Genomic DNA, 26,426 nt, shown 5'->3' with positions numbered 1-26,426 from the left:
ACATACAGGGTAGCGGGAAAGGTGTATGTATATTGCGGGCGTTTCCCGCCGCCACTCTTGCATGGGAGGTATATACTGCCGCTGCGGTTCGCATTTGCGTACCGCTCCACTTTCACCAGGAGAACATCATGTCAGACATTCGCCAACTGCTTGGTAATGAAGCAGAATCCCTGCTCAACCACCACTGCACCACCATCCCGAAGGAAACGCTGTACCTGCCCGGCAGCGATTACATTGACCGCGTCTTTGCGCAGAATGACCGCTCGCCGGTGGTGCTGCGCTCCTACCAGCAGATTCTGAATCATGGCCGTCTCGCAGGTACCGGCTACATTTCCATTCTGCCGGTCGATCAGGGGGTTGAGCACTCCGCCGGGGCGTCGTTTGCCGTCAATCCGCAGTATTTTGACCCGGAGAACATTGTGCGGCTGGCCATTGAGGGCGGTTGTAACGCGGTCGCTTCCACCTACGGCGTCCTCGCCAGCGTCGCCCGCAAATACGCGCACAAAATCCCGTTTTTGGTGAAGATTAACCACAACGAAACGCTCTCTCTGCCGCCGCTGCACGACCAGACACCGTTTGCTACCGTTGAGCAGGCATTTGACCTCGGCGCGATGGCGGTCGGTGCCACCATCTACTTTGGCGCGCCGGAATGCCGCCGCCAGATTCAGGAAGTCTCCGCCGCCTTCGCCCGCGCGCACGAACTCGGTATGCTCACCGTACTTTGGGCGTACACCCGCAATCCCGCCTTCAAGCACGATGGTGTGGATTACCACAGTTCCGCCGACCTCACCGGCCAGGCAAATCACCTCGCCGTGACCATCGGCGCCGACATCGTCAAGCAGAAACAGGCGGTGAACAACGACGGCTACCGCAAAATCGGCTTCGGCAACACCGACGACCTCGTTTACAGCAAACTCACCAGCGACCACCCGATTGACCTCTGCCGCTACCAGCTCGCCAACTGTTATATGGGGCGCATCGGCCTCATCAATTCCGGCGGCGCGGCGGGCGGCGCCAGCGACAAGGCCGAATCGGTGCGCACTGCCGTCATCAACAAACGCGCGGGCGGCATGGGGCTGATTCTGGGGCGCAAATGCTTCAAAAAACCTTTCGCCGAAGGCGTCGAACTGCTGCACGCGGTGCAGGACGTTTATCTCGACAAGAGCGTGACCATCGCCTGATTCATGGAATTGGGGACGGTTCATTTTTGGCCGGGCATGATGCCCGGCTTTTTGTTGCGCCTGGCGGGGTGAAGCGCGGTGTTTTCGGCATCCGTTCGGCGATGCGGGCGCGGTTTGTCGCAAGCGCGATGGCGGTCGGCTGGTAATCCTGCCACAGCGCCGGGTCGGTGGGCAGGTCTTGCGGCCAGATGTTTTGCACGTTGAAGCCGCGGGCGCGGCATTCTTCGTGCAGCATCTGATAGCGGCGCTGGAGGAAGGCGAGTTTGTCGAAAAAGAAACGGACGTGTCCTTCGCCCAGTTTGTAATCGGCGGGCTGGCCGCGCAGATGGTAGCGACCACGGGCGACCGCGTTGGGGATGCGCGTCAGTTCGCGGTGTTCGGCGAGCAGGTGCTGGTCGCAGAGCTCCTGCGGCGGGACGAGGTTGATGCGGGTCATGGCGTGGCTTTAGAGCAACGGCTGGCAGTGCGCGCGCAGGGTGTGCGGGGTGACGAAGGTCAGCGGGTACATCGCGCCCAGCGCTTGTGCCTGTGCGGCGTCAAGGTCGGTGGCGAGGATGAGGTAATGGCTCGCGGGCAGGCCGAGGCGTTTGCACAGGGTGAGGTGTTTGTCGAGCGCGCCCCGGTATTCGCCGCTTTTGCATTCGATGACGAGCGGGGTTTTGTTAAGCGGCAGGTACATCACGTCCAGTTCGTGTTTTTCGTCTGCGCCCGTGGTGATGGTTATGTTGCGCGCGCAGGAGAAGCGGTAGTCCGCACCACGTTTTGCCGCAAGCTGTAGCAGCTCGCCGAGGGCAAACCATTCCAGCCAGCCGCCGCCGAAGAATTGGCGCACGGGTTGTGCCTGCTGGAGCTGGATGTGCAGGCTTTTGTCGCCTTTGTGGTAGTGACAGCGGGCGAGCAGGGTGTTTTGGTAAAGCGTGCGGCAAAGGTTTTGCAGGCGCTGCGCGTCGGCGGGCGGGTATTTTTTCAGGTCGTGTTTGATGCCGTGGTGGCGGTGGCGGTAGGCCCAGTTCATTTGGCCGAGCAGTTCTTTGAGCAGCGGGTAGTGTTTGCCGAGCAGGGCGGCGGCTTCGTCATAGTAGCCGCGCATATCCACCGCCGCGTGGTTGAACTGCGGACTGATGTTTTTGGCGGCGAGCCAGTCGGCCAGCGGCTGGTGTTGTTCTGCGCTGGCGAGGCGGTTGCTTTCGCTCCAGTCTGTGCCGTGTAGCGGGTTTTGCGGGGGTGTTTTTTGGGGTTTCGCCGGCTTGTCGTCTGGTGATTTGGCGGCAGGTGGCGGTTGGCGCTCTGGCTGTTTTGTGGCGGGTGCAGTGGTCGTGGCGGGGGTATCGTCGGCGACTTCAATGCCAAAGTGTTCGCATAGTGGCCGCAAGCCGCCGTGAAAGCCCTGGGCAACGAAGCGGAATTTCCAGATGCCGTCACGGCGGTAGCAGACGCCGAGGATGAGCGCGGTTTCGCGACGCCCGTCCAGCGCGACCGGGCAGTGCAGGACGCGGTCGCCATCGTCAACGTAGAGCGCCAGTTGGCGGTATTGCGCCAGCGGCAGGTTGGCGGTGCAGGCGATGGTGATGTATTGGATGTCTTCCGGTTGGCGCGCGAGGTCAAGGCGGTAGCGGTGTGCGCCGAGGTAGTGAACGCTGCCGTCGTCGCTCGTCGGCTGGTTGTAAAAAATCATGTCGCCGTCGCCGCGCACTTTGCCGTTGGCGGCAAGCCGCCAGACGGCGCTGTCGGTGTCGATGCCGCTGTCAATCCGCAGGGTGATGCTGCGGGCGGCAAGGGCGGTGTTGGCACCGGGGACGAGGGTTTGTTCGCTCATTTGCTGCCCGCCGTCCAGCGGAAGCCCCAGCCGAAGGCCTGGTCCATCTCGCGGTGGCCGGGGAAGTAGCGGTTGATGCGCTCGACGCGGATGCTGCCGCCGTCGTTGATGAGGCGGGCGATGGCACACATCCCGTGGCGCGGGTTGCCTTCGGTCAGGCGCGTTTCGATTTGCTGCCCCTGAACGTGCAGGGTGACGATGCCGTCGGTGGCGTCCCAGTTCGGCACGCCGTCGTAGATGAAGGCGAAGACGAGGATTTCGGCGATGTCCGGCCAGCGCGAACCGTTGACGTCCAGCCATTCGCCCTCGCTGACCGCGCCGGTGCGGTCGTCGCCGCGCAGATGCACGAACGGTGCGCGTTGCAGGTCGCCGAAGCGGTTGCCCAGCGCCTGCACGCAGTCGCGGTCGCCATTTTGCAGGCGGACGAAGGCGCCGAGGTCGAGGTCAATCCCCTTGTTTTTGTTGAACAGTCCGCCGAACAGGCCGCCTTTTTGCGGCGCGCTGTTCTGGTTCCAGTTGAGGTTGATGCGAATCGCGCCGTAATCCGCCTGTTTGGCGAGGCTGACGCCGGGGTTGCGCTTGTCGAGGGTGATTTTGCTGAGGTTGACACCGCCGCTGGCCGGGGCGGGTTTGGGCGCGGGCGGCGGAGCGTCGTCGGCGATGTCCACGCCAAAGTGTTCGGAGAGCGGTTTCAGTCCGCCGTTGTAGCCTTGGGCGACGAAGCGGAATTTCCACGCGCCATTGCGGCGGTAGCATTCGCCGAGGATGAGCGCGGTTTCGCTGCGGCCGCCGAGGTCCAGCGGGCAGGTGATGAGTGTTTGCCCACCGGCGGCGACGCGCAGGCTGACGCTGCCGAGGCGTGCGGTCGGTTGGCCCGCGGAATAGGCAATGGCGATGCGTTCAATGGCGGCGGGCTGGCGTGCGAGGTCAATGGCGAAGGTGCTGCTGCGGTCGTTGCCGCTGCGGCGCACGCTGCCGTCGTCGCTTTGTTGTTGGCCGTAGAAAATCATGTCGCCATCGCCGCGCACTTTGCCATTGGCGGCGAGGCGGTAGGCAGCGACGTCAATATCCGCGCCGCTGTCGATATGGATGGAAATGTCATTGGCGTCAAGCGGTGCATTGCCGCCGGGAGTGAGCGTTTGTGTCATGGTTTTTTCCTGAACGGGAATGGGGAATGATGAATGTGAGCGGTGCAAGTCAGGGGAATGAAGGCACATCCGCGCTGTCAAAAATCAGCGTGCCATTGGGCAGTTGCAAAACGGGAATGCCAATCGCGCCCTGAGCCTTGCGTGATTCAAATTCGTTGCGACTGTCGCGCAGCGCCAGAAAGCGCTTCAGATTCTTCATGCTGGCGGTAATGTTCACCGCTTCGTAATCCATATTGCGTGCGGCGAGTGCGGCAACAAATGGCGGCGTATCCGGGCAAAGGTCACTGAAATAAAGGACGGGTGGGTTCATGGGAATATTCTCCGGGTGAAGGGTTAAAAACGGGCGGCATCAACGCGCTTTCGCAGCTCGGCAACAAGATTCCGGTATTGCCGCATATCGGCGAAGCCGTTGGAGCTGATAATATAAGTTTTTTCCGTAAGATAGCGCTTTCCTGCATCATGCGCCGTGATAAAAATGCCGGGCGTTCCATGTCTCTCGCAATATTGCTCTGTGATGCGGGCAATATCGCCGTAATCAACGGTAAAACGGCGCCGAAAACTCAAGTAATAGCTCGCCGGAATGATGATTGCTTTATCCATCAGGGTAATGATTCTGCCGCCACGACAATAATTGAAAAGACAAATGGATAAAGTTGCCGTGCCGCCAATGGCAACCGCCCACAACGCATAGTCTGACCAATCATAAAAACCACTGCGCTTGAAAAGTAGCACGTACCATAAAAACAGACAGAAAATCTCGCCAAACACAACGTCCTGCAATTTATTTTTTGCCGGGCGGTAGCGAAACTGGATGGTCGGTAATGGCATGGTTTTCGGGAAAGCGGCAAGGATTTAGTGTGCCTCGTCAGGCATTTGCGGCGCGGCAAAATCCGCCTCGTCGTCCATCTGCTCCAGCGCCTGCATGATGTCGCGGCAGAGCTGTTCGGTATGCAGCCCGGTTTCCGCCGAAATGCGGTATACCGGCCCTTGCCAGCCGAGTGCGGCGACGATTTCCCGTGCGCGCGCCTCGCCTTCTTCCGGGGTGAGCGTGTCCATCTTGTTCAGCACCAACCAGCGCGGCTTGTCGGCGAAAACGGCGTCGTATTTCTCCAGCTCGGCGCTGACCTGCTCGAAATCGCGCACCGGGTCTTGCGAGTCGCTCATCGGCGAACAGTCCAGCATATGCAGCAGCAGGCGGGTGCGCGCCAGATGGCGCAGGAATTGATGCCCCAGCCCCGCGCCCTCCGCCGCGCCTTCAATCAGACCGGGGATGTCTGCCATGACGAAACTTTGCAGCATACCGACGCGCACCACGCCGAGATTGGGGTGCAGCGTGGTGAAAGGGTAATCGGCGATTTTCGGGCGGGCGGCGGAAACACGGCTGATGAGCGTCGATTTGCCCGCGTTCGGCATACCGAGCAGGCCGACATCGGCGAGCAGTTTCAGCTCAAGACGCAGATAGCGTTCCTCGCCTTCCGTGCCGGGTTTGCATTGGCGCGGCGCGCGGTTGGTCGAGCTTTTGTAGCGGGTGTTGCCGAGGCCGTGAAAGCCGCCCTGCGCCACCAGCAACCGTTGCCCGTCAGCGGTGAGGTCGCCGATGAGTTCATCGGTGTCATCCACAAAAACCTGCGTGCCAACCGGTACCGGCACGAGCAAGTCTTCACCGCTGCTGCCGCGCTTGTTGCGCCCTTCGCCCGGCCTGCCGTTCGCCGCCTGAAAACTGCGGTTAAAGCGAAAATCGGCGAGGGTGTTGATGCCTTCCTGCGCGACGAGGTAAACGCTGCCGCCGTCGCCGCCGTCGCCGCCATCCGGCCCGCCAAACGGCACATATTTTTCACGGCGGAAACTGACGATGCCGTTGCCGCCCTTGCCCGCGCGGACGTAAATTTGTGCTTCATCTACGAATTTCATGAGGTTGTTCCTGTAAGTTTTGCCTGTTCCGCATCGGTGCGGCGAGAATGATGCCGTATTGTACGGCCTGTGGTGGTGACAACAAAAAAGCCCTGCACAATGCAGGGCTTTTCGCGTTGCGGCCAGCAATCAGGCTTCCGCAACCACGCTCACATAGCGGCGTTTCTCTGCGCCACGAACGCTGAAAACGACTTTGCCGTCGGCAGTGGCGAACAGGGTGTGGTCACGACCAACACCGACGTTTTCACCGGCATTGAACGGGGTACCGCGCTGACGCACGAGGATGGAACCGGCGCTGACGACCTGACCGCCGTAGCGTTTGATGCCGAGACGTTTGGACTTGGAATCGCGTCCGTTGCGGCTGGAACCGCCTGCTTTTTTGTGTGCCATGTTTCTGACTCCTTATTTCTGGCCGTCAATCGCGTCAATCACGACTTCGGTGTAGTTTTGACGGTGCCCCATACGTTTCATATGGTGCTTGCGACGACGGAACTTGATGATCTTGATTTTCTTGTGGCGACCATGTTCGGCGATGGTCGCGCTGACCGTTTTGCCTTCCAGGTAAGGTGCGCCCACGGCAACGTCGCTTTCGCTGGTTGCAATCAGCAACACCTTGTCAAAAGCGATGCTGTCGCCCGCTTCGCCCGGCAAAGTCTCCACTTTCAGGCGCTGGCCGGGCTTGACTTTGTACTGTTTACCGCCAGTTTCAATAACTGCAAACATATTGTTCTCCAAAAATTTCATGCACAAACAGGAGACCTGTCTGTTTTCAAAGGCGGCGGATTATACTGGCAGACCCGTAATAATTCAATAGTCAAGCGCGTTGCATCGCCGTGCAGGTGGATTTTCAGGCGCACTACAAACCGCTTGCACTCGGCAAAAAAATGCCTATAATGCGCCCCACTTCAGGCGCGTAGCTCAGTTGGTTAGAGCACCACCTTGACATGGTGGGGGTCGTTGGTTCGAGTCCAATCGTGCCTACCAGTATTCTTCTTTATTAAGCCCTGCTTGTTCAGGGCTTTTTTCTTTTTCTGGTGAAGTGCCGGGATGTATGCGACACATAACCAGCAAGAAATAGCGGTACTGTTCATCAACATCATGTCGTCCCAAAATATGCAGTGCCATGATGATGTTGGCTTTTTCGGGTTGCGGGTAAGGTTCGTTCCCTAACGGTGGTGTTGGATGATCTTGCTTCTGTCCGTACTGCATGGCGAACTCCTGCACTACACGATGCCCAAAGTTCCTCAGTTTGGGGAGGCTCCGCCATCAAATTGTCTGCTGCAGTTCTGGCATTTATAGCGTTACTGACCGTTGCTCCGTCCATTCTTTTTGATTGGCCTTGATTGTATAAGGTTTTGACACCGCTCAAAGCCTTGCATCATTAAGACTTGTAGCATTTTTAGACGCTATAGCCCAAATATTCATGATGGAAATCGCTGTGAACGCCTGGCACAATCTCAAACAAATCGCCCGCAACAACAAGGCGCGCCTGATTGGCACATTCACCCTGGTTCTGGCGGAAAACCTGCTGCTTTTGACCTATCCCGTATTCGGCGGCATTGCCATCAATGGCGTGCTGGAAGGCAATCTGGGGAAAGCGCTGAGTTATGCCGCGGTAATTCTGGTTATCTGGACGGTCGGTTCGGTGCGGCGGTCGGTCGATACCCGTGCCTTTAGCTGCATTTATGCGGAGATGGTGGTGCCGGTCATTTTGCAACAGCGCCGGGATGGCGAGGCGGTTTCCACCATTTCCGCACGCGCGGCGTTATCGCGCGAGCTGGTCGATTTCTTTGAAATGCATTTGCCGACTTTGGTGACTTTTTTAATTTCCATGATTGGCGCGGTTTTGATGCTGCTCTTTATCGAATTTTGGACAGGGCTAGCCAGCTTTTTCGTGCTGCTTTTTTTATGCTGCTAATCCCGCGTTATTCGCGCGTCAATGACCGCCTGTATTTCCGTCTCAATAACCGGCTGGAGCGTGATGTGCATATCATCGAACATTCCGGCGATCGCGAGCTGGAGCAGCACCATCAATTATCGGCGGAAATGCGCATTGCCATATCGAACCGCGAGGCGGCAGGCTATGCGGTGATTGGCATTGCGCTGATGCTCCTGTTTGCCGTCAGCTTTTCCGTGATGACCTTGCGCGGCAATGCCAATGCCGGGCATCTTTATGCGGTGGTCAGTTATCTCTGGTCATTTGCCATCAGTATTGACGATGCACCGCGTCTGCTGGAAGAAATCTCCAAAATCCGCGACATCGGCAAACGGATTCAGGTGGAAAACGCCGATGCCGCATCGTAGTTTCCATGCCGGTCATGGATGACCGGCGCATGACCTTCGCGTTGTGCCGGTGTTATTCGGGCAGGGAGCATTCTTCCTGCACGACAAACTCGCAATCTTTGCCTTGGGCGGCGAGGCATTTCTGCATCGCATCCAGCGGTGCCTGACCCGGTTGCCCGGAAAGGCCGTAAAACAGCATTAAGCCTTCGGTAACATCACCCATCGCCACGCTGACGCATTGGTCGGCATAGTCAAACTCGATTCGGCATGAGTGGCCGCTCTTGCGGTTGCACGTCTGCTGCGCCATCTGTCTGGCGCTTTCCTTTGAATGAATACCGCGGACGGAAGCAAACATGGTTTTGCTGTCCCATAAGTCCTTGGGATTGGCATAAACGGCAACCGCGCCATAGCGACTTTCGCGTATGGGCGGCGGTGACGGGATGTACATCGGCGCGGGTTCAATGTAGGTGTTGTAGCCGTATCCGTCAGGATTGCGCGGTCCAATGCCGTATGGACCACATTGCCCCGAACCTGCGGGGTCATAACAGGCCCATGCGCCGGTAGCGGCGAACAGGAGAAATAGCGGGGCAGATATTTTTTGCAATGAGGTCATGTTGGTTTCTGTGATATAGGTTGAACGGGGCGGGAAATATAACCGTCTGGCAGGGGAAATGCGAGCTGAATAAAGGTCGGCCAGCCTGCGCATCACACCGGCAGAAAATAACGACGAAATAATTCCACCGCGAATTTTACAGGGCGTGCTTTTTTATATCCCCGTCATTTATTTTCGCCCGGCGAAAAACTGCTCTAGTCCTTTGCGTACCATGCGCCGGATTTCCGCATGATTGTCATGTTTGGCAGCAATGCGCAATAGCGGAATGCCTGCCGAGCGCAATGCCAGCGTTTTGGTTTCATCATTGATGCGACTGTAATTCGACAAATAATGGCCGCTGCCATCAATTTCTATCACCACCAGCGGATTGAATTGCGCATCCGTCACCAGCAAATCCACCCGTTTGCTGTTAATCGCCGCATGAATCCGCCCGTTCGGGTGCATGATAATTTCGCCCAAGGAGACTTGCGGCAATACCCGCTCCTTGCGCTGTCGCGCCCGCACTACATCCCATGCGGCGGCATAGGCGGCCTGCTCGTTGGCATTGCAAACCGTTTTTTTCTGGTAGCGGTTTTTTCGGGCAATGCGCAAGTTCTCTTCTGCTTTTTCTTTTTTGAAGTCATGCAATTTTTGTTCTTGTGTATTTTTATTTTTTTGCGATCGTCGCAATCGTTGTCTGCCAATACCCACCAGGCCGAGCAGTAGAAAAATACCGATGCCCGTTATAATTGTGTCCATATTTATTTTCACAAATATCTTTTGTTGTCTATATGTAAATTGGATGTCTTGTTTCGGCGCACCATTGCTATTTGGTGATGCGGCAAAATGGTCCGATTTGATGAAACTTGGAAATATTATTCCAGATTGTAAATAGCCCTGAAACCAGTGCAATTATACCCATCTATCGGCATGAATCTGCCACCGTCTCATGCAGCAACAATAACGTGTCATCGTATATTTCCGGGGTAAAAAACCCCGCCGTGGCGGGGGTTGGAAGGGCAGGGCGATTAGCTGCGCAGCAGTTCGTTGATGCCGGTTTTGCTGCGCGTTTTTTCATCGACCTGTTTGATGATGACGGCGCAGTAGAGGCTGTGGCTGCCGTCGGCGGCGGGCAGGTTGCCGGGGACGACCACCGAGCCTGCGGGGACGCGGCCATAGGTGATTTCACCGGTCATGCGGTTGTAGATTTTGGTGGATTGGCCGATAAATACGCCCATCGAGATGACCGAGCCTTTTTCGACGACGACGCCTTCGACGATTTCGGAGCGCGCGCCGATGAAGCAGTTGTCTTCGATGATGGTCGGGCTGGCTTGCAGCGGTTCCAGTACGCCGCCAATGCCGACGCCGCCAGAGAGGTGGACGTTTTTGCCGATTTGCGCGCAGGAGCCGACCGTGACCCAGGTATCGACCATCGTGCCTTCATCGACGTAGGCGCCGATGTTGACGTAGGATGGCATCAGCACCACGCCACGGCCAAGGTAGCTGCCACGGCGCGCGACGGCGGGCGGGACGACGCGCACGCCTTCTTGCTGGAAGCGGGCGGCGTCGTGGTGGGCGAAGCGGCTTTCGACTTTGTCAAAGTAGCGGGTGTAGCCGTGTTCGACGGGGACGTTATCGTGGACGCGGAAGGAGAGCAGTACCGCTTTTTTCAGCCATTCGTTGACGTGCCAGCCGCTCCCGGTCGGTTCGGCGACGCGCATGGTGCCGCGCTCCAGCGCGTCCAGCGCTTCGTTGATGGCAGCAAGCAGCGCGGGTTCGGCGTTGGCAGGGGTGATGTCGGCGCGGCGCTCAAAGGCGTTTTCGATGGTTTGTTGCAGGGTCATGGGGTGTTCCTTGTTTGCAGGGTAGGGCGGCGCATTATATAGCGATACAAACCGCGTCCTGTACGGTGTTGCGCCGCTTCGCCGTACAAAAGCGTACTGTCTTCAGCGTCGCGCCTTGTACAGAACGCGGTTTGTATTGCTATAGCTATATTGTGCGGGTTTGCCGCGATGTCGGGCGGGTTGTATGATTGGCTTTATTTTGTCGGGAGGGGGTTATGTCCAGATTTTTTCAACGCAAGGCGTATAACCGCGAGGACGCCAATTCGTGGGAGCGGCTGTTCGGCAAGTTGTTAACGCCGGTGGAGGCGTTTACCCGCAACAGTTCTGCCAGCGGGATTTTGCTCATTGTCTGTACGTTGGCGGCGCTCGCCATCGCCAATTCACCGTGGCGCGACGCTTATTTTCATTTGTTGCATCAGCCGGTTGCGGTCAGTTTTGGCGAGTGGCGGCTGGAAATGTCGCTGCATCATTGGGTCAATGACGGCCTGATGGCGCTGTTTTTTTATTTGGTCGGGCTGGAAATCAAGCACGAGGTAATGGTCGGCGAGTTGTCGTCGCTGTCGCAGGCGGTGTTGCCGATTATTGCGGCGCTCGGCGGGATGGTTGCGCCCGCGCTGGTTTATGGCGCGATTAATGCGGGTGGCGTCGGTGCTGCCGGTTGGGGGATTCCGATGGCGACCGATATTGCTTTTGCCATCGCCGTGCTTATTTTGCTCGGCGACCGCATCCCGACGGGGCTGGTGACAATTCTGGTCGCGCTCGCCATTGTCGATGACCTCGGCGCGGTGGTGGTGATTGCGCTGTTTTATACGGAGGCGATTCAGGTGGCGCCGCTTCTCGCCGCGCTGGGCTGTTTTGCGCTGCAACTGGCGCTGAACCGTTTTGGCGTGCGCAAGCCGTGGCCGTATTTGCTGGTCGCAATAGTGATGTGGGCGCTGATGCTGTTTTCCGGCGTGCACGCGACGATTGCCGGGGTGCTGGGCGCGCTGGCGACGCCGGTGCGCTCGCTCTATAACCCGGAGGAGTTCAGCCGCGAGGCGCGCAAATTGTTGGACAAGTTCGATATTTACCGCCGCCGTGAGCAGGATTTTCTGGAATCGGAGCGGCTGGTTGGCGTGCTGCACACGCTGCACCACGGCATCAATCAGGCGCAAACGCCGCTGCAACGGCTGGAGCACGGGCTGCATGACCCGGTGTATTTCCTGATTATTCCGCTGTTTGCCTTTTTCAATGCCGGGGTGACGGTGGATGCCGCCGCCATCGGCAGTCTGGTATCGCATCCGGTGTCGCTGGGGGTCGCCGCCGGGCTGCTGTTTGGCAAATTTGGCGGCGTTTTCGGCGCGATTTGGTTGAGTGTCCGCTTCGGTGTCGCCCGCCTGCCCGCCGGGGTCAATTTCCGCCATATTTGCGGCATGGGAATGCTCGCCGGGATTGGCTTCACCATGTCCATTTTTATTTCCGAGCTGGCGTTCAAAGGTGAAGATTTGCTGCTGAATAATGCTAAAATTGCCATTCTTGTAGCATCAGTCATCGCCAGCCTGACGGGTTTCCTGTGGCTGCGCGCGGGCCATAACGGAGACAGTCATTCATGAGCGGCACAGGGCGGAAATATTTCGGCACGGACGGCGTGCGGGGCCAAGTTGGCGTTGCGCCAATGACGCCTGATTTCGTCATGCACCTCGGCTGGGCGATTGGCAAGATGTTGAGCGACAGCGGCTTTGCCGGCGATAAAGTCATCATCGGCAAGGACACCCGCATCTCCGGTTATATGCTGGAAAACGCCATCGCCGCCGGCCTTTCCGCCGCCGGCATGGACGCACACTTGCTCGGTGTGATGCCGACGCCGGGCATCGCCTATTTCACCCGCACCTTCCACGCCGCAGCGGGCATCGTCGTCAGCGCCTCGCATAACGTCTATAGCGACAACGGCGTCAAAGTCTTCGCGCGCGGCGGCATCAAACTGCCCGACGCAGCGGAGCAGGAAATCGAGCGCTATCTTGAATTGCCGATGAAAGTGGTCGAATCGGCGCAACTGGGCAAACTCTACCGTATCCCGGAAGCGCGCGGACGCTACATCGAATTTTGCAAAAACGCGGTCGTCCTGGGCTTGCCGTTTGAACGGTTGAAAATCGTGGTGGACTGCGCCAACGGCGCGACCTACCCGATAGCGCCGGAAGTGTTCCGCGAACTGGGCGCGCAGGTTATCGTCATGAATGCCGAGCCGAACGGTTGCAATATCAACGCCGGGGCGGGTTCAACCGCGCCGGAATCCTTGCAGCGCCGTGTACGCGACGAACAGGCCGATGCGGGCATTGCCTTCGATGGCGATGGCGACCGCGTGGTGATGGTTGACCGCAACGGACGCCTGCGCGACGGCGATGCCATCCTCTACATCATCGCCAAATACCGCGCCTTCAAGGGCGAACAGCTGAACAACATCGTCGGCACGAAAATGACCAACCTCGGCTTGGAGCGGGCACTGAACAACATGGGCATCGTCCTGCACCGCACCGACGTTGGCGACCGCTATGTGCTCGAATGTATGCAGGAAATTGACGCGCGCGTGGGCGGCGAAAACTCCGGGCATATCATCTGCCTTGACCGCAACTCTACCGGTGACGGCATCATCGCCGCGTTGCAGGTGCTGGCGGCAATGCTGGAAATGGAACAACCGCTGCATCAACTCGTCGCCGACCTGCATATGGCGGTACAAATCATGAAGAACGTTGAAGTCGCGGACAAAAGCGTCGTCAACAAACCCGCCGTGCAGCAGGCGCTGCAACAGGCGACCGAAAAACTGGGAGATGCCGGACGCATTCTGCTTCGTCCGTCCGGTACCGAACCGAAAATCCGCGTAATGGCGGAAGGTCATGACGAAGCGCGACTGCACGCCATCGTTGAAGAACTGGCAGCGGTCATATCCCGGGAGGAATAACAATGCGTAAACCGATTGCTGCGGCAAACTGGAAAATGAACGGCGACTTCGCCCTGGTTGAAGCCTTTGCCAAACACGCCTGGCCGCAAGGAAACGTTGAAAAAATCTTTGGCTTGCCTGCAATTTACATCAGCAAGGCACACGAACTGGGGCTGGAAATCCTGGCGGGTGAAGACGTCAGTGCGCACGCATCCGGCGCACACACCGGCGAAATATCTGCCGCGATGCTGAAAGAAGCGGGTGCCAGTTACGCCATCATCGGCCACTCCGAGCGCCGCACCGATCACGGTGAAACCGAAGCGCTGCTGATCGAAAAATGGAAACAACTGAAAGCGCAAGGTCTGAAAGTCATCTACTGCATCGGCGAATCCCTGCAAGAATACGATGCTGGACAATGCGACGCTGCCGTATTGCGACAAATGAAACCGGTACTGGAAGCGGGATTGGTGGACGCGGATACCGTCATCGCTTACGAACCTGTTTGGGCAATCGGCACCGGCAAAGCGGCAACCGCTGCTTACGCACAAGAAGTCCACGGCAAAATCCGTGCATTGCTGCAAGAAAAAGTATCCGGCGTTGCTGATAAAGTCCGCATCCTCTACGGCGGTTCCGTCAAGCCCGATAACGCAGCCGAGCTTTTTGCCGGGGCGGATATTGACGGCTTCCTCGTCGGCGGCGCCTCGCTGCAAGCGGACACCTTCGACAAAATCATTGGAGCCATGGCATGACCATAACCCTTGTTCAGGTTATCTTCTTTATCGCATCCCTCGCGCTCTGCGCCCTCATTTTGCTGCAACAGCCGAAAAGCAACGGCGGTATGGGCGCACTCAGCGGCGGTGCTTCCAGCACCGTATTTGGTGCGCGTGGCGCAGGCTCATTCCTGTATAAAACCACGCGCTTTTTGGCAGCGGTCTTCTTTGTGGGGGCGCTACTGTTGGGGTATTTACAAAACAAAGAAGTCGCCAATCACGGCGATAGCAATATTTTGAACAATACCCAACTGGAAACACAAAAGCAGGAAAGTGCGCTTGACATCCCGCCAGTTGGTGTAGATAATGCGCGCCCTGCTTCAAATACCGATGTTCCCGCACCTGCCCGGCAATAAGCCGGACAGGTCGCAAGAATAAAGAAGACAGCCGACGTGGTGGAATTGGTAGACACGCTATCTTGAGGGGGTAGTGGCGTAAGCTGTGCGAGTTCGAGTCTCGCCGTCGGCACCAATAAAAATAAAGACACAGTCTGAGGTAAGGTATTGTTAGCATGATCTCAATCAAGAAAGGTTTAGACCTTCCCATCTCTGGCGCCATTACCGACGTCGCCATTCATGACATCATCCCCAATCATCCAGTTGCTATTCTCGGCGAGGATTACAATGGTCTGAAGCCTACCATGCTGGTAGCAGAAGGTGACAAAGTGATTTTGGGACAGCCGCTCTTTGAAGACAAAAAAAATCCCGGCGTTTTGATTTGCGCGCCCGTATCCGGCGTAGTAGAAAAAATTGTGCGCGGGGAAAAGCGGCGTCTGCTTTCCGTTATTATTCGCCCTGAATCCAAAGAATCGGTTGTTTTTGAATCTTTCGGTGATAATGTTGCAGAAAAACTCTCGCGCGAAGAAATTGTCAAACGATTGGTCAATAGCGGATTGTGGGCATCATTCCGCACTCGCCCCTTTAGTAAGATTCCACCTGTTGACGCTATCCCGCACGCCATTTTTGTCAATGCCATGGATACCAATCCGCTGGCAATGGATCCGGCATTGGCGATGCAGGGGCGTGATGAAGATTTGCTCGCAGGACTCGCCATCATGCAGGCACTGTCTGGCGGGCAGGTTCATTTATCCTGCCGTCAGGAAACTTTCGTTCCGACCCATTATCTGAACCGTCTGGAAATCCACCGCTTTGGCGGCGTACATCCTGCCGGACTGGTTGGCACCCATATTCACTTTATTGACCCGGTCGGTGCGAACAAGGTCGCATGGCATCTCAATGTGCAAGACCTGCTGGCGATTGGCAAATTCTTCCGCGGCGGTATTCTTGATAACGAACGCCTGATTGCGGTCGCTGGACCTGGCGTCAAGAAACCGCGTATTGTACGCGCGCTGCGCGGCACGGCGATGGCCGATTTGCTGGAAGATAACCTGCAACCGGGCGAACAGCGGATTATTTCCGGTTCCGCGCTTTCCGGTCGCCAGGTGCATGAAGATACCGCCTACCTCGGCGCTTATGACCAACAAGTAACCGTGCTGCCGGAAGGGCGCGAAGCCTATTTCCTTGGCTTTCTCCGTCCCGGTTTCGGCTGGTTTTCCAAAACCAACGCCTATATTGGCAAATTCCTTAAAGGTCCGTTTCAGTTCAATACCTCCCTGCGCGGTTCACCGCGTCCGATTGTGCCGATCGGCGTATATGAGCAGGTGATGCCGCTGGACATCCTGCCGACGCTTTTGGTCAAGGCCTTGATTGTCAAGGATACCGATACGGCTATCCGTCTCGGCGCATTGGAACTGGATGAAGAAGATTTGGCGCTGATGTCCTTCGTTTGCCCCGGCAAACACGATTTTGGGGCAATCCTGCGCGAAAATCTCACCCTGATTGAACAGGAAGGCTGATATGGCGAAACAACACTTTTTTGAAAAAATCGCGCCGCTGTTCGAGAAGGGCGGGAAACTGGAAAAACTGTTCCCCCTCTACGAAGCAACGGCGACCTTTGTTTACTCCCCCCGCTTTGTCACCGCGCGTCCGTCGCACGTGCGCGATGTTATCGACCTAAAGCGGGTAATGATTCTGGTCTGGATGGCTGTTTTCCCGGCAATGTTTGCGGGCTGGTATTTCGTCGGCGTGCAAGCGGCGAAAGCGCAGGGAATCGCCGATCCCGGCCTGATTGCCAATCTCTGGTTTGGCGCGAAACTGCACCTGCCCATCTATATCGTTACCTTCGCGGTTGGTATCGCTTGGGAAATCCTTTTCTGCATTGTGCGCAAGCATGAAGTAAGCGAAGGCTTCTTCGTCACCTCCATCCTTTTCTCCCTGACCTTGCCGCCAACGATTCCGCTGTGGCAAGTCGCTATTGGCATTAGCTTTGGTGTGGTGCTGGGCAAGGAAGTTTTTGGTGGCACCGGACGCAATTTCGTGAACCCCGCCCTTGCCGCACGCGCTTTCCTTTATTTTGCCTATCCGGCGCAAATTTCCGGCGACAAAGTTTGGGTTGCCGTTGATGGTTATTCCGGCGCGACCGCATTGAGCGAAGCCTCTGCGGGCGGCATGGATGCGGTGCGTGCACACTGGAGCTGGTGGGATGCCTTTATCGGCAACATCCCTGGTTCCATCGGTGAAGTATCCACGCTGGCAATCCTCATTGGCGGTGTCATTATTCTGTGGGCGGGTGTTGCCTCTTGGCGCATCGTCGTTGGTGTTTTTGCCGGAGCGACCGTTACCTCGCTGATGTTTAACCTCATCGGCAGCGAAACCAACCATATGTTTGCCGTGCCGTTTTGGTGGCATTTCGTTCTCGGCGGTTTTGCCTTTGGTACCTTCTTTATGGCGACCGACCCGGTCACCGCATCGGTAACCAACACCGGGCGCTACATCTTTGGTGCGTTGGTGGGCGCGATGACCATCCTTATCCGTGTCGTTAACCCCGCCTTCCCGGAAGGCATCATGCTGGCCATCCTCTTTGCCAACATTTTTGCCCATCTCATTGATTATTTCGTGATGAATGCGAATGCCAAACGTCGCAAGGTGAGAACCCATGTCTGAGAAGAAACAATCCGCGTTGGGCGTACTGAAGTTCGCCACCATTGTCTGTTTGATCTGTTCACTGCTGGTCTCTACCGCTGCCGTTTCGTTGCGCAGCTTCCAGAAACAAAATGCCGACAACGAGAAAAAGATCAACATTCTGCGTGCTGCCGGCTTGGCGGGGGCGGAAGAGCATCTGTCCACCGAGCAGATTAACGACAAATTCCGGCAAATTATCCCGCTGGTGATTGACCTCCAGACCGGCAAACCGGTGAGCGACAAAAATCCGCTGACCTACGATATGTACAACGCGGCGCGTAGCGAAAGCGAAGGTCATGCCCTGACAGATGACCCGGCGAGTATCAAGCGTCTCGCCAAAGACGGCGTCGCCTATGTTGTGGCCGAGGGCGATCACATTTCACGTCTGATCCTGCCCATTCAGGGTTATGGTCTCTGGTCAACCATGTACGGTTTTACTGCGCTGTCGTTCAAGGACAAACAGCCGGAAATCACCGGCATTACCTTCTACCAGCACGCGGAAACGCCCGGACTGGGTGCGCGCATCACCGAGCCGGAATGGCAGGCAAAGTGGGCGGGCATCATCCCCTATGATGACAGCGGCGCGCCGCAGGTCGATCTGGTAAAAGTACGCAACCTGTCAGCGAAAAATCAGGTGGATGCCATCGCCGGGGCGACGCTGACCAGCAACGGTGTCGAACACCTGATGAACTTTTGGCTGGGCGAGCAGGGATACAAGCCGCTGGTCGATCACATCCGTAACGGCGAAATCAGCCTTGCTGACCTGCGCGAGGCATCGCAGGCTGCCATCGGGCAGAACGGGCAAAAAACGGAGCAATAAATCATGAGCGAAAAAACCTACGACTATAAAGAAATCATCCTGGGGCCGATATTTGCCAACAACCCGATCGGCTTGCAGGTACTCGGCATCTGTTCCGCGCTGGCAGTAACCGGGAGCATGAAGACGGCGTTTCTGATGAGCCTTGGCCTTACCTTTGTAACCGCCTTCTCCAACCTGTTCGTCAGCATGATCCGCAATAATATCCCCAGCAGCATCCGCATCATCGTGCAGATGGCGGTTGCCGCCTCGGCGGTTATCGTGGTTGACCAGTTGCTGAAAGCCTTTGCCTTTGAACTCTCCAAACAGCTTTCCGTGTACGTCAGCTTGATTCTCACCAACTGCATCGTCATGGGGCGGCTGGAAGCCTATGCGATGTCTAACCCGCCGGTGCCGAGCTTCCTTGACGGTATTGGTAACGGCCTCGGTTACAGCGCGATGCTCCTCACCGTCGGCACCATCCGTGAAATCTTCGGCAAGGGTACCTGGTTTGACATTACCATCCTCCCCATTGCGGATAACGGTGGCTGGTATGTGCCGAACGGTTTGATGGTGCTGCCGCCGAGCGCCTTCTTCGTTATCGGCCTGCTCATTTGGGCGCTGCGCACCTGGAAGCCGGAACAAAACGAAGCGCGCGATTACGTTGAGGCGGCTGCGGCCAAGCCCATCATCGTTGGCGCGAGTCACTAAAGGAGTACGGCAATGGAACACTACATCAGCCTGTTTGTTAAATCGATTTTTATCGAAAACATGGCACTCTCCTTCTTCCTGGGGATGTGCACCTTCCTTGCGGTCTCAAAAAAAATCTCCACCGCTGCCGGACTGGGCACGGCGGTTATCGTCGTGCAAACCCTGACCGTACCGCTCAACAACCTGCTCTACACCTATCTGCTCAAAGAAAATGCCGTGCTGTGGCAATCGCTGGGACTGGAAGTGGACATCAGCTTTCTCGGTCTCATCGCCTACATCGGCGTCATTGCAGCGGTTGTACAAATTCTTGAAATGTTTCTTGATAAATACGTCCCCTCGCTCTACTCGGCGCTGGGTATCTTCCTGCCGCTGATTACCGTGAACTGCGCCATCCTTGCCGGCTCGCTCTTCATGGTCGAGCGGAACTACGACTTCGGTGAATCCGTCGTTTATGGCGTGGGCAGCGGTGCCGGCTGGGCACTGGCCATCATCGCCATGGCGGGTGTGCGCGAAAAACTGCGCTATGCCGATGTGCCGAAAGGGCTGGAAGGACTGGGCATAACCTTCATTACCGCCGGACTGATGGCGCTGGGGTTCATGTCCTTTTCCGGCGTACAGTTGTAAGGGGGAAAAACAATGGAAATATTCTATGGCGTGCTGTTTTTTACCGGTCTGGTATTGCTGCTGTCAGCGATTATCCTGCTGGCACGCAAATACCTGGTGCCGCAAGGTAACGTCAAAATACTGGTCAATGATGAGCGTGAACTGGATGTGCCGATGGGCGGCAAACTGCTCAACGTGCTGGCCGAAAACGGCATCTACGTTTCCTCCGCCTGCGGTGGCGGCGGTAGCTGCGGCCAATGCACCGTCAAAGTCCACGAGGGCGGTGGCGAAATCCTGCCGGTCGAGTTGAACCACATCAGCAAGCGCGAAGCGCGCGAAGGCGAGCGCCTCTCCTGTCAGGTCGCGGTCAAAAGCAACATGAAAGTGGAAGTCGATGAATCCGTCTTTGGCGTGAAAAAATGGGAATGCACCGTCATTTCCAACGACAACAAGGCGACCTTCATCAAAGAGCTGAAGCTGAAAATCCCGGATGGCGAATCCGTGCCGTTCCGCGCCGGGGGCTACATTCAGATCGAATGCCCGCCGTATGACATCAAATACAGCGACTTCGACATCGCCCCCGAATACCGCGAAGACTGGGAAAAATACGGCCTGTTCAAAATCGAGGCGCACAACGACAAACCGACGATGCGCGCCTACTCGATGGCGAACTACCCGGAAGAAAAAGGCATCATCATGCTTAACGTCCGTATCGCCACGCCGCCGCCGAAAATCCCCGAAGCCAAGCCGGGCATCATGTCCAGCTACATCTTCAACCTCAAACCGGGCGACAAAGTCACCATCTCCGGCCCCTTCGGCGAATTTTTCGCCAAAGACACCGACGCCGAAATGGTCTTCATCGGCGGTGGTGCGGGGATGGCACCGATGCGCTCGCACATCTTCGACCAGCTCAAACGCCTGCACAGCAAGCGGAAAATCACCTTCTGGTACGGCGCGCGCTCCAAGCGGGAAATCTTCTATCAGGAAGACTTCGACAAACTCGCCGAAGAATTTCCAAACTTCAGCTGGCACGTCGCCCTCTCCGACGCGCTGCCGGAAGACAACTGGACGGGCTACACCGGCTTCATCCACAACGTCGTTTATGAAAACTACCTGAAGAACCACCCCGCGCCGGAAGACTGCGAATACTATATGTGCGGCCCGCCAATGATGACCAAATCCGTCATTGATATGCTGCACAACCTCGGTGTGGAAGATGAAAACATCCTTTTGGATAACTTTGGAGGCTAAGGTGCGCGTCATCACCGCATCACTCCGGGCGCTGTTGCTGATGGCAACAGCGCTTTTGCTTGTCTCCTGCGGCGACAACAAAGCAGACGGCGTCATCAGCCAGCTTTCCGGCGAAACGATGGGGACGTTCTGGCACGTCCGCCTCGCCGCCCCGCTGGACGCACCCGCCCAGGCCGCATTGCAGCGGCGCATTGACGTGGCACTGGAAGCGGTGAACGACAGTATGTCCACCTATCGCGACCAGTCCGAACTGATGCGTTTCAACCACAGCACGGCGACCACGCCGCAGCCGGTCAGCGACGGTATGCGCCGCGTGGTGGACAAAGCGCTGGAAATCAGCGCGCAAAGCGATGGCGTTTACGACATCACCGTCGGCCCGCTGGTGAATCTCTGGGGCTTCGGCTCGATTAAACGGCAGGATAAACCCGCAGACAGCGAAATCGCCGAAGCCTTGCAACACGTCGGCTACGGCAAACTGCAACTGACCGATGCAGGACTTGCCAAAAGCGATCCGCAAGTCTTCATCGACCTCTCCTCCATCGCCAAAGGCTACGGCGTGGACGTTGTCGCTGAAACCCTGCTCGATGGCGGATACACGAACTTCATCGTCGAAATCGGCGGCGAAGTGCGCGCCAGCGGCAGCAAATACGGTGCGCCGTGGCGGGTCGGCATCGAACGTCCTGAACAGGGGCTGGCGACAGGCGAGGGCGTGGAAAACATCATCGCCATGAACGAAAAACTGCCGGCGATGGCGACTTCCGGCAACTACCGCCAGTACGCTGAGCGCGGCGGCGAAATGGCCTACCACATCGTTGACCCGCGCGATGGCCGCTCGCACAGCTCGCGCCTGCTCTCCGCCACCGTGCTGGCACCGGACTGCATGACCGCCGACGGCTACGCCACCGCGCTGATGGTCCTCGGCGACGAAAAAGCGCTGGAATTTGCCGACCGCTACGATCTTGCCGCCGAACTTATCTTGGCGGGCGACGACAAACAACCCTTCATCATTGAGCGCAGCCGCGCCTTCCGCGCGGCAGTACAGGAGGAAAAACCATGACAACCTTCATCATCGTCTTCATCATGCTGATGCTGGTCGGGGCGGCAATGGCCATCGGCGTCATCTTTGGCCGCAAACCGATCAAGGGCAGCTGCGGCGGCCTCGGCGCCGTCGGCGTCGAACGTGCCTGCGGCTGCAAGGACGTCTGCGAAAACGACCAAGCGGCGGACAGCAACCGCGCCGGCAAAGCCACCGTCGCGCGTTACCAGCCCTGAGCAGTTTGACCGCACATCATCTTTACTGACAGCAGCAAACGCCTTGGCATAAACATTGCATAAATAACAATCGCGCAACCTGTGCGAAAAAACGCCGGACAACGCGCGGCGACAGCAAAAACCAGCGGAAAAGACCGGGATTTTTATCCCGGTCTTTCTGTGGAGAAGCCTGAAAAACCGCGCCTTGAGGCGACAATAATCATCATGAACCCACCGGCGAAGGATGCCGACGAAAAGCAAAACGGACGACAGCCGCTGCCCCCGCAGCCCGAATCACACTCCTGGAGTAAACCTTTATGAATCACACCTACAAAACCCTTTACAACACCGCCCTCGGCGCGTGGGTCGCCGTACCGGAAACCACGCGCAACCACGGCAAAAGCAAATCCGTCAAAGTGGCTGCCGTGACCCTCGCCGTCGCAGGCGCATTATTTTCTTCTCCTGTGCAGGCAGCCGGACTGCCGTGGGGAAGCGGTGCCAATGCTCCGGGCAATGAATCCATTGCAATGGGAAATGGCAGCGATGCCAAAACCAACTACACGATTGCATTGGGTACGAACGCCAAAAATACAACAAACGGCGAGGCTGGCATTATTATTGGTTCCGGTGCCAAAGCCATCACGGATGTGAATCCGAATACGGCGGTAAATACTATGGGGCAGTAGGTCGTCATAGGTGAAGCGAGCGAGGCCAACAGCCAGTCTGTTGCCCTCGGTGCGCAGGGCTACGCCAGCGGACAATCGTCCATTGCCATCGGCGGCGATGATTTGGGGAACAACGACAGCAAAACCTCCGCCGGTAAATATGGCAACTGGCGCGATTACGCCGGGCAGCCGATTACCGTGGAAGGGGTCTCGACCAAAGACGCCTCAAACCCGGCCATCGGTTTTACCAGCACCACCGCAAGCGGGCGCGGTTCAATCGCGGTGGGACACATGGGCCAATCCACCGGCAAGGCATCGGTTGCCATCGGCGCGGATTCCCATGCGGAAGCCGATGGTGCGATTGCAACCGGCATGGCATCGCAGGCAAAAGGCGTTGCCTCGGTGGCAACCGGTATTGGCGCAACAGCGGGTGCCAAGGGTGCGATTGCGACCGGTCTGAAAGCAGCAGCAACCGGTACGGATGCCGTTGCAACCGGGACGGGGGCCAAGGCGGGCGCACGCAACGACGTGGCGATTGGCCATGATGCCGGCGCGGTCAGTGGTGCGGCGACAACGGGAGAACGGGTGATGATTGGCGCCAACGCCACGGTGGGCGCGAACCAGAACATCAATGTTGCAGCGGGCGGGACTTTTGGCACCATCAACCTGACCACGAAAACCGCCAACCAGTCGGTTGCCATCGGCGGTGGCAGCGGCGAGGGCGCAGGGCGCCGCACCTACGCCTATGGCGACCAGTCGCTTGCCATCGGCAGCGATACCCTTGCCTATGGCGACGGCTCGGTTGCCATCGGTGGCGATGATTTGGACAGCGCCGGCAACCAGCAGACCAGCTACACCGACCCCAATAGCGGCGCGCAGACAACCGGCACGGTCCGGCAGGCCTATAACGCCCTGACCGGCGACACCATGAATTCCGGCGTGTATGCCAAAACCGTCTCCAAACAGGCGGCGGTGGCGGTGGGCGTGCAGGCGCAGGCGGCGGATTTGGGCGTTGCGCTCGGTGCCAAATCGGGGGCGACCAAAACCAACAGCGTCGCCATCGGTACCGGCGCGCAGGCGACACTCGACAACGCCGTGGCCATCGGCGGCGGCTCCAAAACCCTGGAAGCGGGAACGAAGCAGGAATCCACAACCATCAATGGCGTCACCTATAACTGGGCGGGCGGCGGCAAGACGCTGCCGGGCGACATCGTTTCCTTTGGCGCAACAGGCTACGAGCGGCAGCTGAAACACGTCGCGGCGGGCGAAGTGAGCGCCACCAGCACCGATGCCATCAACGGTAGCCAGCTTTATGCGGTGGCCGAAAAAACGCAGACGCACTACTACAGCGTGAAATCCACGGAAACCGGGGCGGACAGCAACTATGCCAACGACGGCGCAACGGGCAGCAATTCGCTTGCCGCTGGCGCGAAGGCCAAAGCGTCTGCGATGAACACCGTTGCCGTTGGTTACAACGCGCAGGCAACCAACGATAGCGCGGTTGCCGTGGGTGCCAATACCGAAGCGACCAACGCTTCTACCGCATTGGGCGACAGTTCCAAAGCGAAAGGGAAAAATTCGACCGCGCTGGGCTGGAATGCCAATGCTGTCGGAGAGGCCGATGTCTTTATCGGCAAACAGGCTGGTGGAAACACGATGAATGTCGGCAATAGCCGCAATATCGGCATTGGTGAAGGTGCGATAAGTAATGTGGGCAATACCAAAGTTAGCAACATTATTGGTATTGGTACTGGTGCGGCAGCAGGGATGCAGGGCGACCACAACATTGCGCTGGGCGCATACGCCAACGGCACGGGCAACGATTTTGCCGCCGTGACCACCAGCAACAACGTCGCCATCGGCGAGCGTACCCGCGCCAGCGGCGGTAATTCCATCGCCATCGGCAACCGTAACAAGGCCGAAGGACAGGCGGCGATTGCCTTGGGAGTAGGCTCAAATGCAGCAGGGCAAAACAGCTTTGCCGCAGGGCAAAACGCGCAAGCCACAGCGGCAGGCACGATTGCCATTGGTGGCTCGCCCCAGGCCGCCAACGCGGCAAATGCCAGCGGTTCGCAAGCCATTGCCATTGGTCGCCAGGCGGCTGCCAGCAACACCGATTCGCTGGCCTTGGGCAGAGGTGCAAAATCCACCCACAACAGCGCTGTCGCCTTGGGCGCGGATTCCGTCACTGCGGCAGCCGTTGGTACGAATACCGCGACGGTGGGCGACCTCATCTATTCCGGCTTTGCGGGGGCTGCACCCGTCGCTACTGTCAGCGTTGGCGACGCGGGCAAAGAGCGCACCATCACCAACGTCGCCGCCGGACGCATCAATAACACTTCCACCGATGCCATCAACGGCAGCCAGCTTTACTGGACGCAGGATGCCATCAGCAATGTCGGCAAAAGCAGCAAAAACATCTTGGGCGGCAATGCGGCGATGGATAACCGCGGCAATATCACCATGAGCAATATTGGCGATATCGGCGAAAATACCGTGCATGATGCCATCAAGGCGGTAAAAGCTACCGCCAACAAAGGCTGGAATGTGCAAACCAATGGCAGCGGCACGACCAATGTCGCGCCGGGCGATACCGTGAATTTCAAAAACGGCACGAACATTGCCATTACCCATGCCGGAAAGGAAATTACCATTGCCACCAATCCGAATCTCACAGCGGACAGTCTGACCATCAATAACGGTGGCCCGGTTATCAATAACAGCGGTATCAATATGGGGAATAAAAGTATCAATAACATGGCGGATGGAAATATCGCCAATGGCAGCAAAGAAGCCGTTAATGGCGGGCAATTGTTCCAGACCAACCAGAAAGTGGATACCAATACCGCCAATATTGCCAAAGGTATCAACTTTGGCGGCACCAGCGGCGCCAACAAATACCATCTTGGCGATACCATCAACGTAAAAGGTGACAACAATATCACCAGCACGACGGTTAATGGTGGTGTCCAATTAGGGCTTAAAGACACTATTACCGTGGGCCCGGCAAATGGCGGTAATCCGGTTACTATTAATGGTAACGCGGGAACAGTGGGAGGGCTTTCCAATAAAACCTGGAACCCGAATAACATCGTTAGCGGTCAAGCGGCAACGGAGGACCAGCTGAAAGCGGTCACAGATGAAGCGGCGAAAAAAGGCAGCTTTACCCTGACCGCGCAGGGTGCCAACGGCTCGACCGTGGGCGACGGGGCGACAGTGGATTTGAACAATACCGACGGCAATATTTCCGTCAGCAAGAATGCCGCCAATAACAATGTCACCTTCAACCTGAACAAAAATATCAAGGTGGAGAGCGTGACCCATGTGGATGCCGCCGGCAATACCACGATTACCAATGGCAAAGGCATGACTACGACCGATACGGCAGGCAATACCACCGTCGTCAACAGCACTGGCGTGAAAACGACCGATGCAGCGGGCAACACCACCATTACCAACGCCACGGGCATGACCACTTCGGATGCCGCGGGCAACACTACCGCAATTACCGGCAATGGCATGACCATCAGCAAACCGGGCAAAGATGTCGTAAGCCTTACCGGGGATGGTTTGAACAACGGCAACAATAAAATCACCAACGTCAAGGCGGGTCTTATGGGGCCGCTGGCCGGCGTCGGCGACCCGATCTTCTGGGGCACGGCCCGTCCTG

At 57.4% G+C, this 26,426-nt stretch carries 27 protein-coding genes, 2 tRNA genes and 1 pseudogene; 18 read left to right on the top strand and 12 right to left on the bottom strand.

All coding sequences use genetic code 11. The annotated features are described in order from the left end of the window. The first annotated feature begins 128 nt into the window (after positions 1 to 128). Positions 129 to 1,181, top strand: coding sequence for a class I fructose-bisphosphate aldolase (locus Q0349_RS10470; protein WP_298080874.1), 1,053 nt, complete (start codon positions 129 to 131; stop codon positions 1,179 to 1,181). 1 nt (position 1,182) lies between these two features. On the opposite strand, the gene Q0349_RS10465 is transcribed toward Q0349_RS10470, so the two are convergent. The 8 genes from Q0349_RS10465 to rplU all read right to left on the bottom strand — a co-directional run bounded on the left by Q0349_RS10465 (position 1,183) and on the right by rplU (position 6,779). After that, positions 1,183 to 1,617 (bottom strand): pyrimidine dimer DNA glycosylase/endonuclease V, encoded by a 435-nt coding sequence (locus tag Q0349_RS10465; protein WP_298080873.1) that lies wholly within the window; start codon positions 1,615 to 1,617, stop codon positions 1,183 to 1,185. Between the two features lie 9 nt (positions 1,618 to 1,626). Continuing rightward, the gene (locus tag Q0349_RS10460) at positions 1,627 to 2,997 is read right to left on the bottom strand and encodes a TerD family protein (protein ID WP_298080872.1); all 1,371 of its coding nucleotides are present in this window, start codon (positions 2,995 to 2,997) and stop codon (positions 1,627 to 1,629) included. After that, positions 2,994 to 4,145: a TerD family protein gene (locus Q0349_RS10455; RefSeq protein WP_298080871.1), complete on the bottom strand. Its 1,152-nt coding sequence runs from the start codon at positions 4,143 to 4,145 to the stop codon at positions 2,994 to 2,996. The genes Q0349_RS10460 and Q0349_RS10455 overlap by 4 nt, the downstream gene beginning before the upstream one ends. 49 nt (positions 4,146 to 4,194) lie before the next feature. Next, complete coding sequence (locus Q0349_RS10450; RefSeq protein ID WP_298080870.1) at positions 4,195 to 4,455, bottom strand: hypothetical protein; 261 nt, start codon at positions 4,453 to 4,455, stop codon at positions 4,195 to 4,197. 23 nt (positions 4,456 to 4,478) lie between these two features. After that, the gene (locus Q0349_RS10445; protein ID WP_048714199.1) at positions 4,479 to 4,973 is read right to left on the bottom strand and encodes a hypothetical protein; all 495 of its coding nucleotides are present in this window, start codon (positions 4,971 to 4,973) and stop codon (positions 4,479 to 4,481) included. A gap of 24 nt (positions 4,974 to 4,997) precedes the next feature. Beyond that, positions 4,998 to 6,056, bottom strand: coding sequence for an Obg family GTPase CgtA (gene cgtA / locus Q0349_RS10440; RefSeq protein ID WP_298080868.1), 1,059 nt, complete (start codon positions 6,054 to 6,056; stop codon positions 4,998 to 5,000). A gap of 129 nt (positions 6,057 to 6,185) precedes the next feature. Next, complete coding sequence (rpmA, locus tag Q0349_RS10435; RefSeq protein WP_298080866.1) at positions 6,186 to 6,446, bottom strand: 50S ribosomal protein L27; 261 nt, start codon at positions 6,444 to 6,446, stop codon at positions 6,186 to 6,188. Positions 6,447 to 6,458: 12 nt separating this feature from the next. Then, the gene (rplU, locus tag Q0349_RS10430; protein ID WP_298080865.1) at positions 6,459 to 6,779 is read right to left on the bottom strand and encodes a 50S ribosomal protein L21; all 321 of its coding nucleotides are present in this window, start codon (positions 6,777 to 6,779) and stop codon (positions 6,459 to 6,461) included. A gap of 184 nt (positions 6,780 to 6,963) precedes the next feature. Between rplU and Q0349_RS10425 the strand changes: the two genes are divergently transcribed. Then, positions 6,964 to 7,040, top strand: a tRNA-Val gene (locus Q0349_RS10425). Here the strand turns inward: Q0349_RS10425 and Q0349_RS10420 are convergent. After that, positions 7,035 to 7,265, bottom strand: coding sequence for a hypothetical protein (locus Q0349_RS10420; RefSeq protein ID WP_298080863.1), 231 nt, complete (start codon positions 7,263 to 7,265; stop codon positions 7,035 to 7,037). The two genes, Q0349_RS10425 and Q0349_RS10420, sit on opposite strands and share 6 nt — an antisense overlap. Before the next feature lie 217 nt (positions 7,266 to 7,482). On the opposite strand from Q0349_RS10420, the pseudogene Q0349_RS14150 reads away from it, so the two are divergent. Further along, a pseudogene (locus Q0349_RS14150) lies at positions 7,483 to 8,360 on the top strand (ABC transporter six-transmembrane domain-containing protein). Positions 8,361 to 8,412: 52 nt separating this feature from the next. On the opposite strand, the gene Q0349_RS10405 reads toward Q0349_RS14150, so the two are convergent. The 3 genes from Q0349_RS10405 to dapD all read right to left on the bottom strand — a co-directional run bounded on the left by Q0349_RS10405 (position 8,413) and on the right by dapD (position 10,775). Continuing rightward, positions 8,413 to 8,952, bottom strand: coding sequence for a DUF4189 domain-containing protein (locus Q0349_RS10405; RefSeq protein ID WP_298080859.1), 540 nt, complete (start codon positions 8,950 to 8,952; stop codon positions 8,413 to 8,415). A 168-nt stretch (positions 8,953 to 9,120) separates the two neighbouring features. Then, positions 9,121 to 9,843: a DUF2726 domain-containing protein gene (locus Q0349_RS10400; protein ID WP_298080858.1), complete on the bottom strand. Its 723-nt coding sequence runs from the start codon at positions 9,841 to 9,843 to the stop codon at positions 9,121 to 9,123. 116 nt (positions 9,844 to 9,959) lie between these two features. Beyond that, positions 9,960 to 10,775 (bottom strand): 2,3,4,5-tetrahydropyridine-2,6-dicarboxylate N-succinyltransferase, encoded by an 816-nt coding sequence (dapD, locus tag Q0349_RS10395; protein WP_298080856.1) that lies wholly within the window; start codon positions 10,773 to 10,775, stop codon positions 9,960 to 9,962. Between the two features lie 215 nt (positions 10,776 to 10,990). Between dapD and nhaA the strand changes: the two genes are divergently transcribed. The 15 genes from nhaA to Q0349_RS10320 form a co-directional block, all read left to right on the top strand. Next, positions 10,991 to 12,367, top strand: coding sequence for a Na+/H+ antiporter NhaA (nhaA, locus tag Q0349_RS10390; protein ID WP_298080855.1), 1,377 nt, complete (start codon positions 10,991 to 10,993; stop codon positions 12,365 to 12,367). After that, positions 12,364 to 13,710 carry a phosphoglucosamine mutase gene (gene glmM / locus Q0349_RS10385; RefSeq protein WP_298080853.1) on the top strand — a complete coding sequence of 449 codons (1,347 nt, stop codon included), beginning with the start codon at positions 12,364 to 12,366 and terminating at the stop codon, positions 13,708 to 13,710. The genes nhaA and glmM overlap by 4 nt, the downstream gene beginning before the upstream one ends. Before the next feature lie 2 nt (positions 13,711 to 13,712). Beyond that, on the top strand, positions 13,713 to 14,438 hold the full coding sequence (tpiA, locus tag Q0349_RS10380) for a triose-phosphate isomerase (protein WP_298080851.1): 726 nt from the start codon (positions 13,713 to 13,715) through the stop codon (positions 14,436 to 14,438). Further along, entirely contained in the window at positions 14,435 to 14,815 is a 381-nt protein-coding gene (gene secG / locus Q0349_RS10375; RefSeq protein ID WP_298080849.1) for a preprotein translocase subunit SecG, read from the top strand. The genes tpiA and secG overlap by 4 nt, the downstream gene beginning before the upstream one ends. 30 nt (positions 14,816 to 14,845) lie before the next feature. Continuing rightward, a tRNA-Leu gene (locus Q0349_RS10370) sits at positions 14,846 to 14,930 on the top strand. A 40-nt stretch (positions 14,931 to 14,970) separates the two neighbouring features. After that, positions 14,971 to 16,314: a Na(+)-translocating NADH-quinone reductase subunit A gene (locus tag Q0349_RS10365; protein WP_298080848.1), complete on the top strand. Its 1,344-nt coding sequence runs from the start codon at positions 14,971 to 14,973 to the stop codon at positions 16,312 to 16,314. Position 16,315: 1 nt separating this feature from the next. Then, a complete protein-coding gene (locus Q0349_RS10360; protein ID WP_298080847.1) occupies positions 16,316 to 17,461 on the top strand; it encodes an NADH:ubiquinone reductase (Na(+)-transporting) subunit B in 1,146 nt (381 codons plus the stop codon). Further along, positions 17,454 to 18,299, top strand: a complete 846-nt coding sequence (locus Q0349_RS10355) for a Na(+)-translocating NADH-quinone reductase subunit C (RefSeq protein ID WP_298080845.1) — start codon at positions 17,454 to 17,456, stop codon at positions 18,297 to 18,299. Before Q0349_RS10360 ends, Q0349_RS10355 begins: the two co-directional genes overlap by 8 nt. A gap of 3 nt (positions 18,300 to 18,302) precedes the next feature. Beyond that, on the top strand, positions 18,303 to 18,986 hold the full coding sequence (locus tag Q0349_RS10350) for an NADH:ubiquinone reductase (Na(+)-transporting) subunit D (protein WP_298080843.1): 684 nt from the start codon (positions 18,303 to 18,305) through the stop codon (positions 18,984 to 18,986). A 12-nt stretch (positions 18,987 to 18,998) separates the two neighbouring features. Continuing rightward, positions 18,999 to 19,610: an NADH:ubiquinone reductase (Na(+)-transporting) subunit E gene (gene nqrE, locus Q0349_RS10345; RefSeq protein ID WP_298080841.1), complete on the top strand. Its 612-nt coding sequence runs from the start codon at positions 18,999 to 19,001 to the stop codon at positions 19,608 to 19,610. A 12-nt stretch (positions 19,611 to 19,622) separates the two neighbouring features. Then, positions 19,623 to 20,840 carry an NADH:ubiquinone reductase (Na(+)-transporting) subunit F gene (gene nqrF, locus Q0349_RS10340; protein WP_298080840.1) on the top strand — a complete coding sequence of 406 codons (1,218 nt, stop codon included), beginning with the start codon at positions 19,623 to 19,625 and terminating at the stop codon, positions 20,838 to 20,840. Beyond that, the gene (locus Q0349_RS10335; protein WP_298080839.1) at positions 20,806 to 21,897 is read left to right on the top strand and encodes an FAD:protein FMN transferase; all 1,092 of its coding nucleotides are present in this window, start codon (positions 20,806 to 20,808) and stop codon (positions 21,895 to 21,897) included. Before nqrF ends, Q0349_RS10335 begins: the two co-directional genes overlap by 35 nt. Further along, positions 21,894 to 22,112: a (Na+)-NQR maturation NqrM gene (gene nqrM / locus Q0349_RS10330; protein ID WP_298080837.1), complete on the top strand. Its 219-nt coding sequence runs from the start codon at positions 21,894 to 21,896 to the stop codon at positions 22,110 to 22,112. The genes Q0349_RS10335 and nqrM overlap by 4 nt, the downstream gene beginning before the upstream one ends. Before the next feature lie 296 nt (positions 22,113 to 22,408). Then, positions 22,409 to 22,777 carry an ESPR-type extended signal peptide-containing protein gene (locus Q0349_RS10325; RefSeq protein ID WP_298080835.1) on the top strand — a complete coding sequence of 123 codons (369 nt, stop codon included), beginning with the start codon at positions 22,409 to 22,411 and terminating at the stop codon, positions 22,775 to 22,777. Positions 22,778 to 22,879: 102 nt separating this feature from the next. Continuing rightward, a partial coding sequence (locus Q0349_RS10320) for a PTS system mannose/fructose/sorbose family transporter subunit IID (RefSeq protein ID WP_298080834.1) occupies positions 22,880 to 26,426 on the top strand: 3,547 nt, incomplete at its 3' end.

Origin of the sequence: uncultured Cardiobacterium sp., assembly GCF_938028185.1 — a bacterium.
Classification (GTDB): domain Bacteria; phylum Pseudomonadota; class Gammaproteobacteria; order Cardiobacteriales; family Cardiobacteriaceae; genus Cardiobacterium.
Note: the sequence above shows the minus strand (reverse complement) of the source record. Positions and strands in the feature narration are given on the sequence as shown.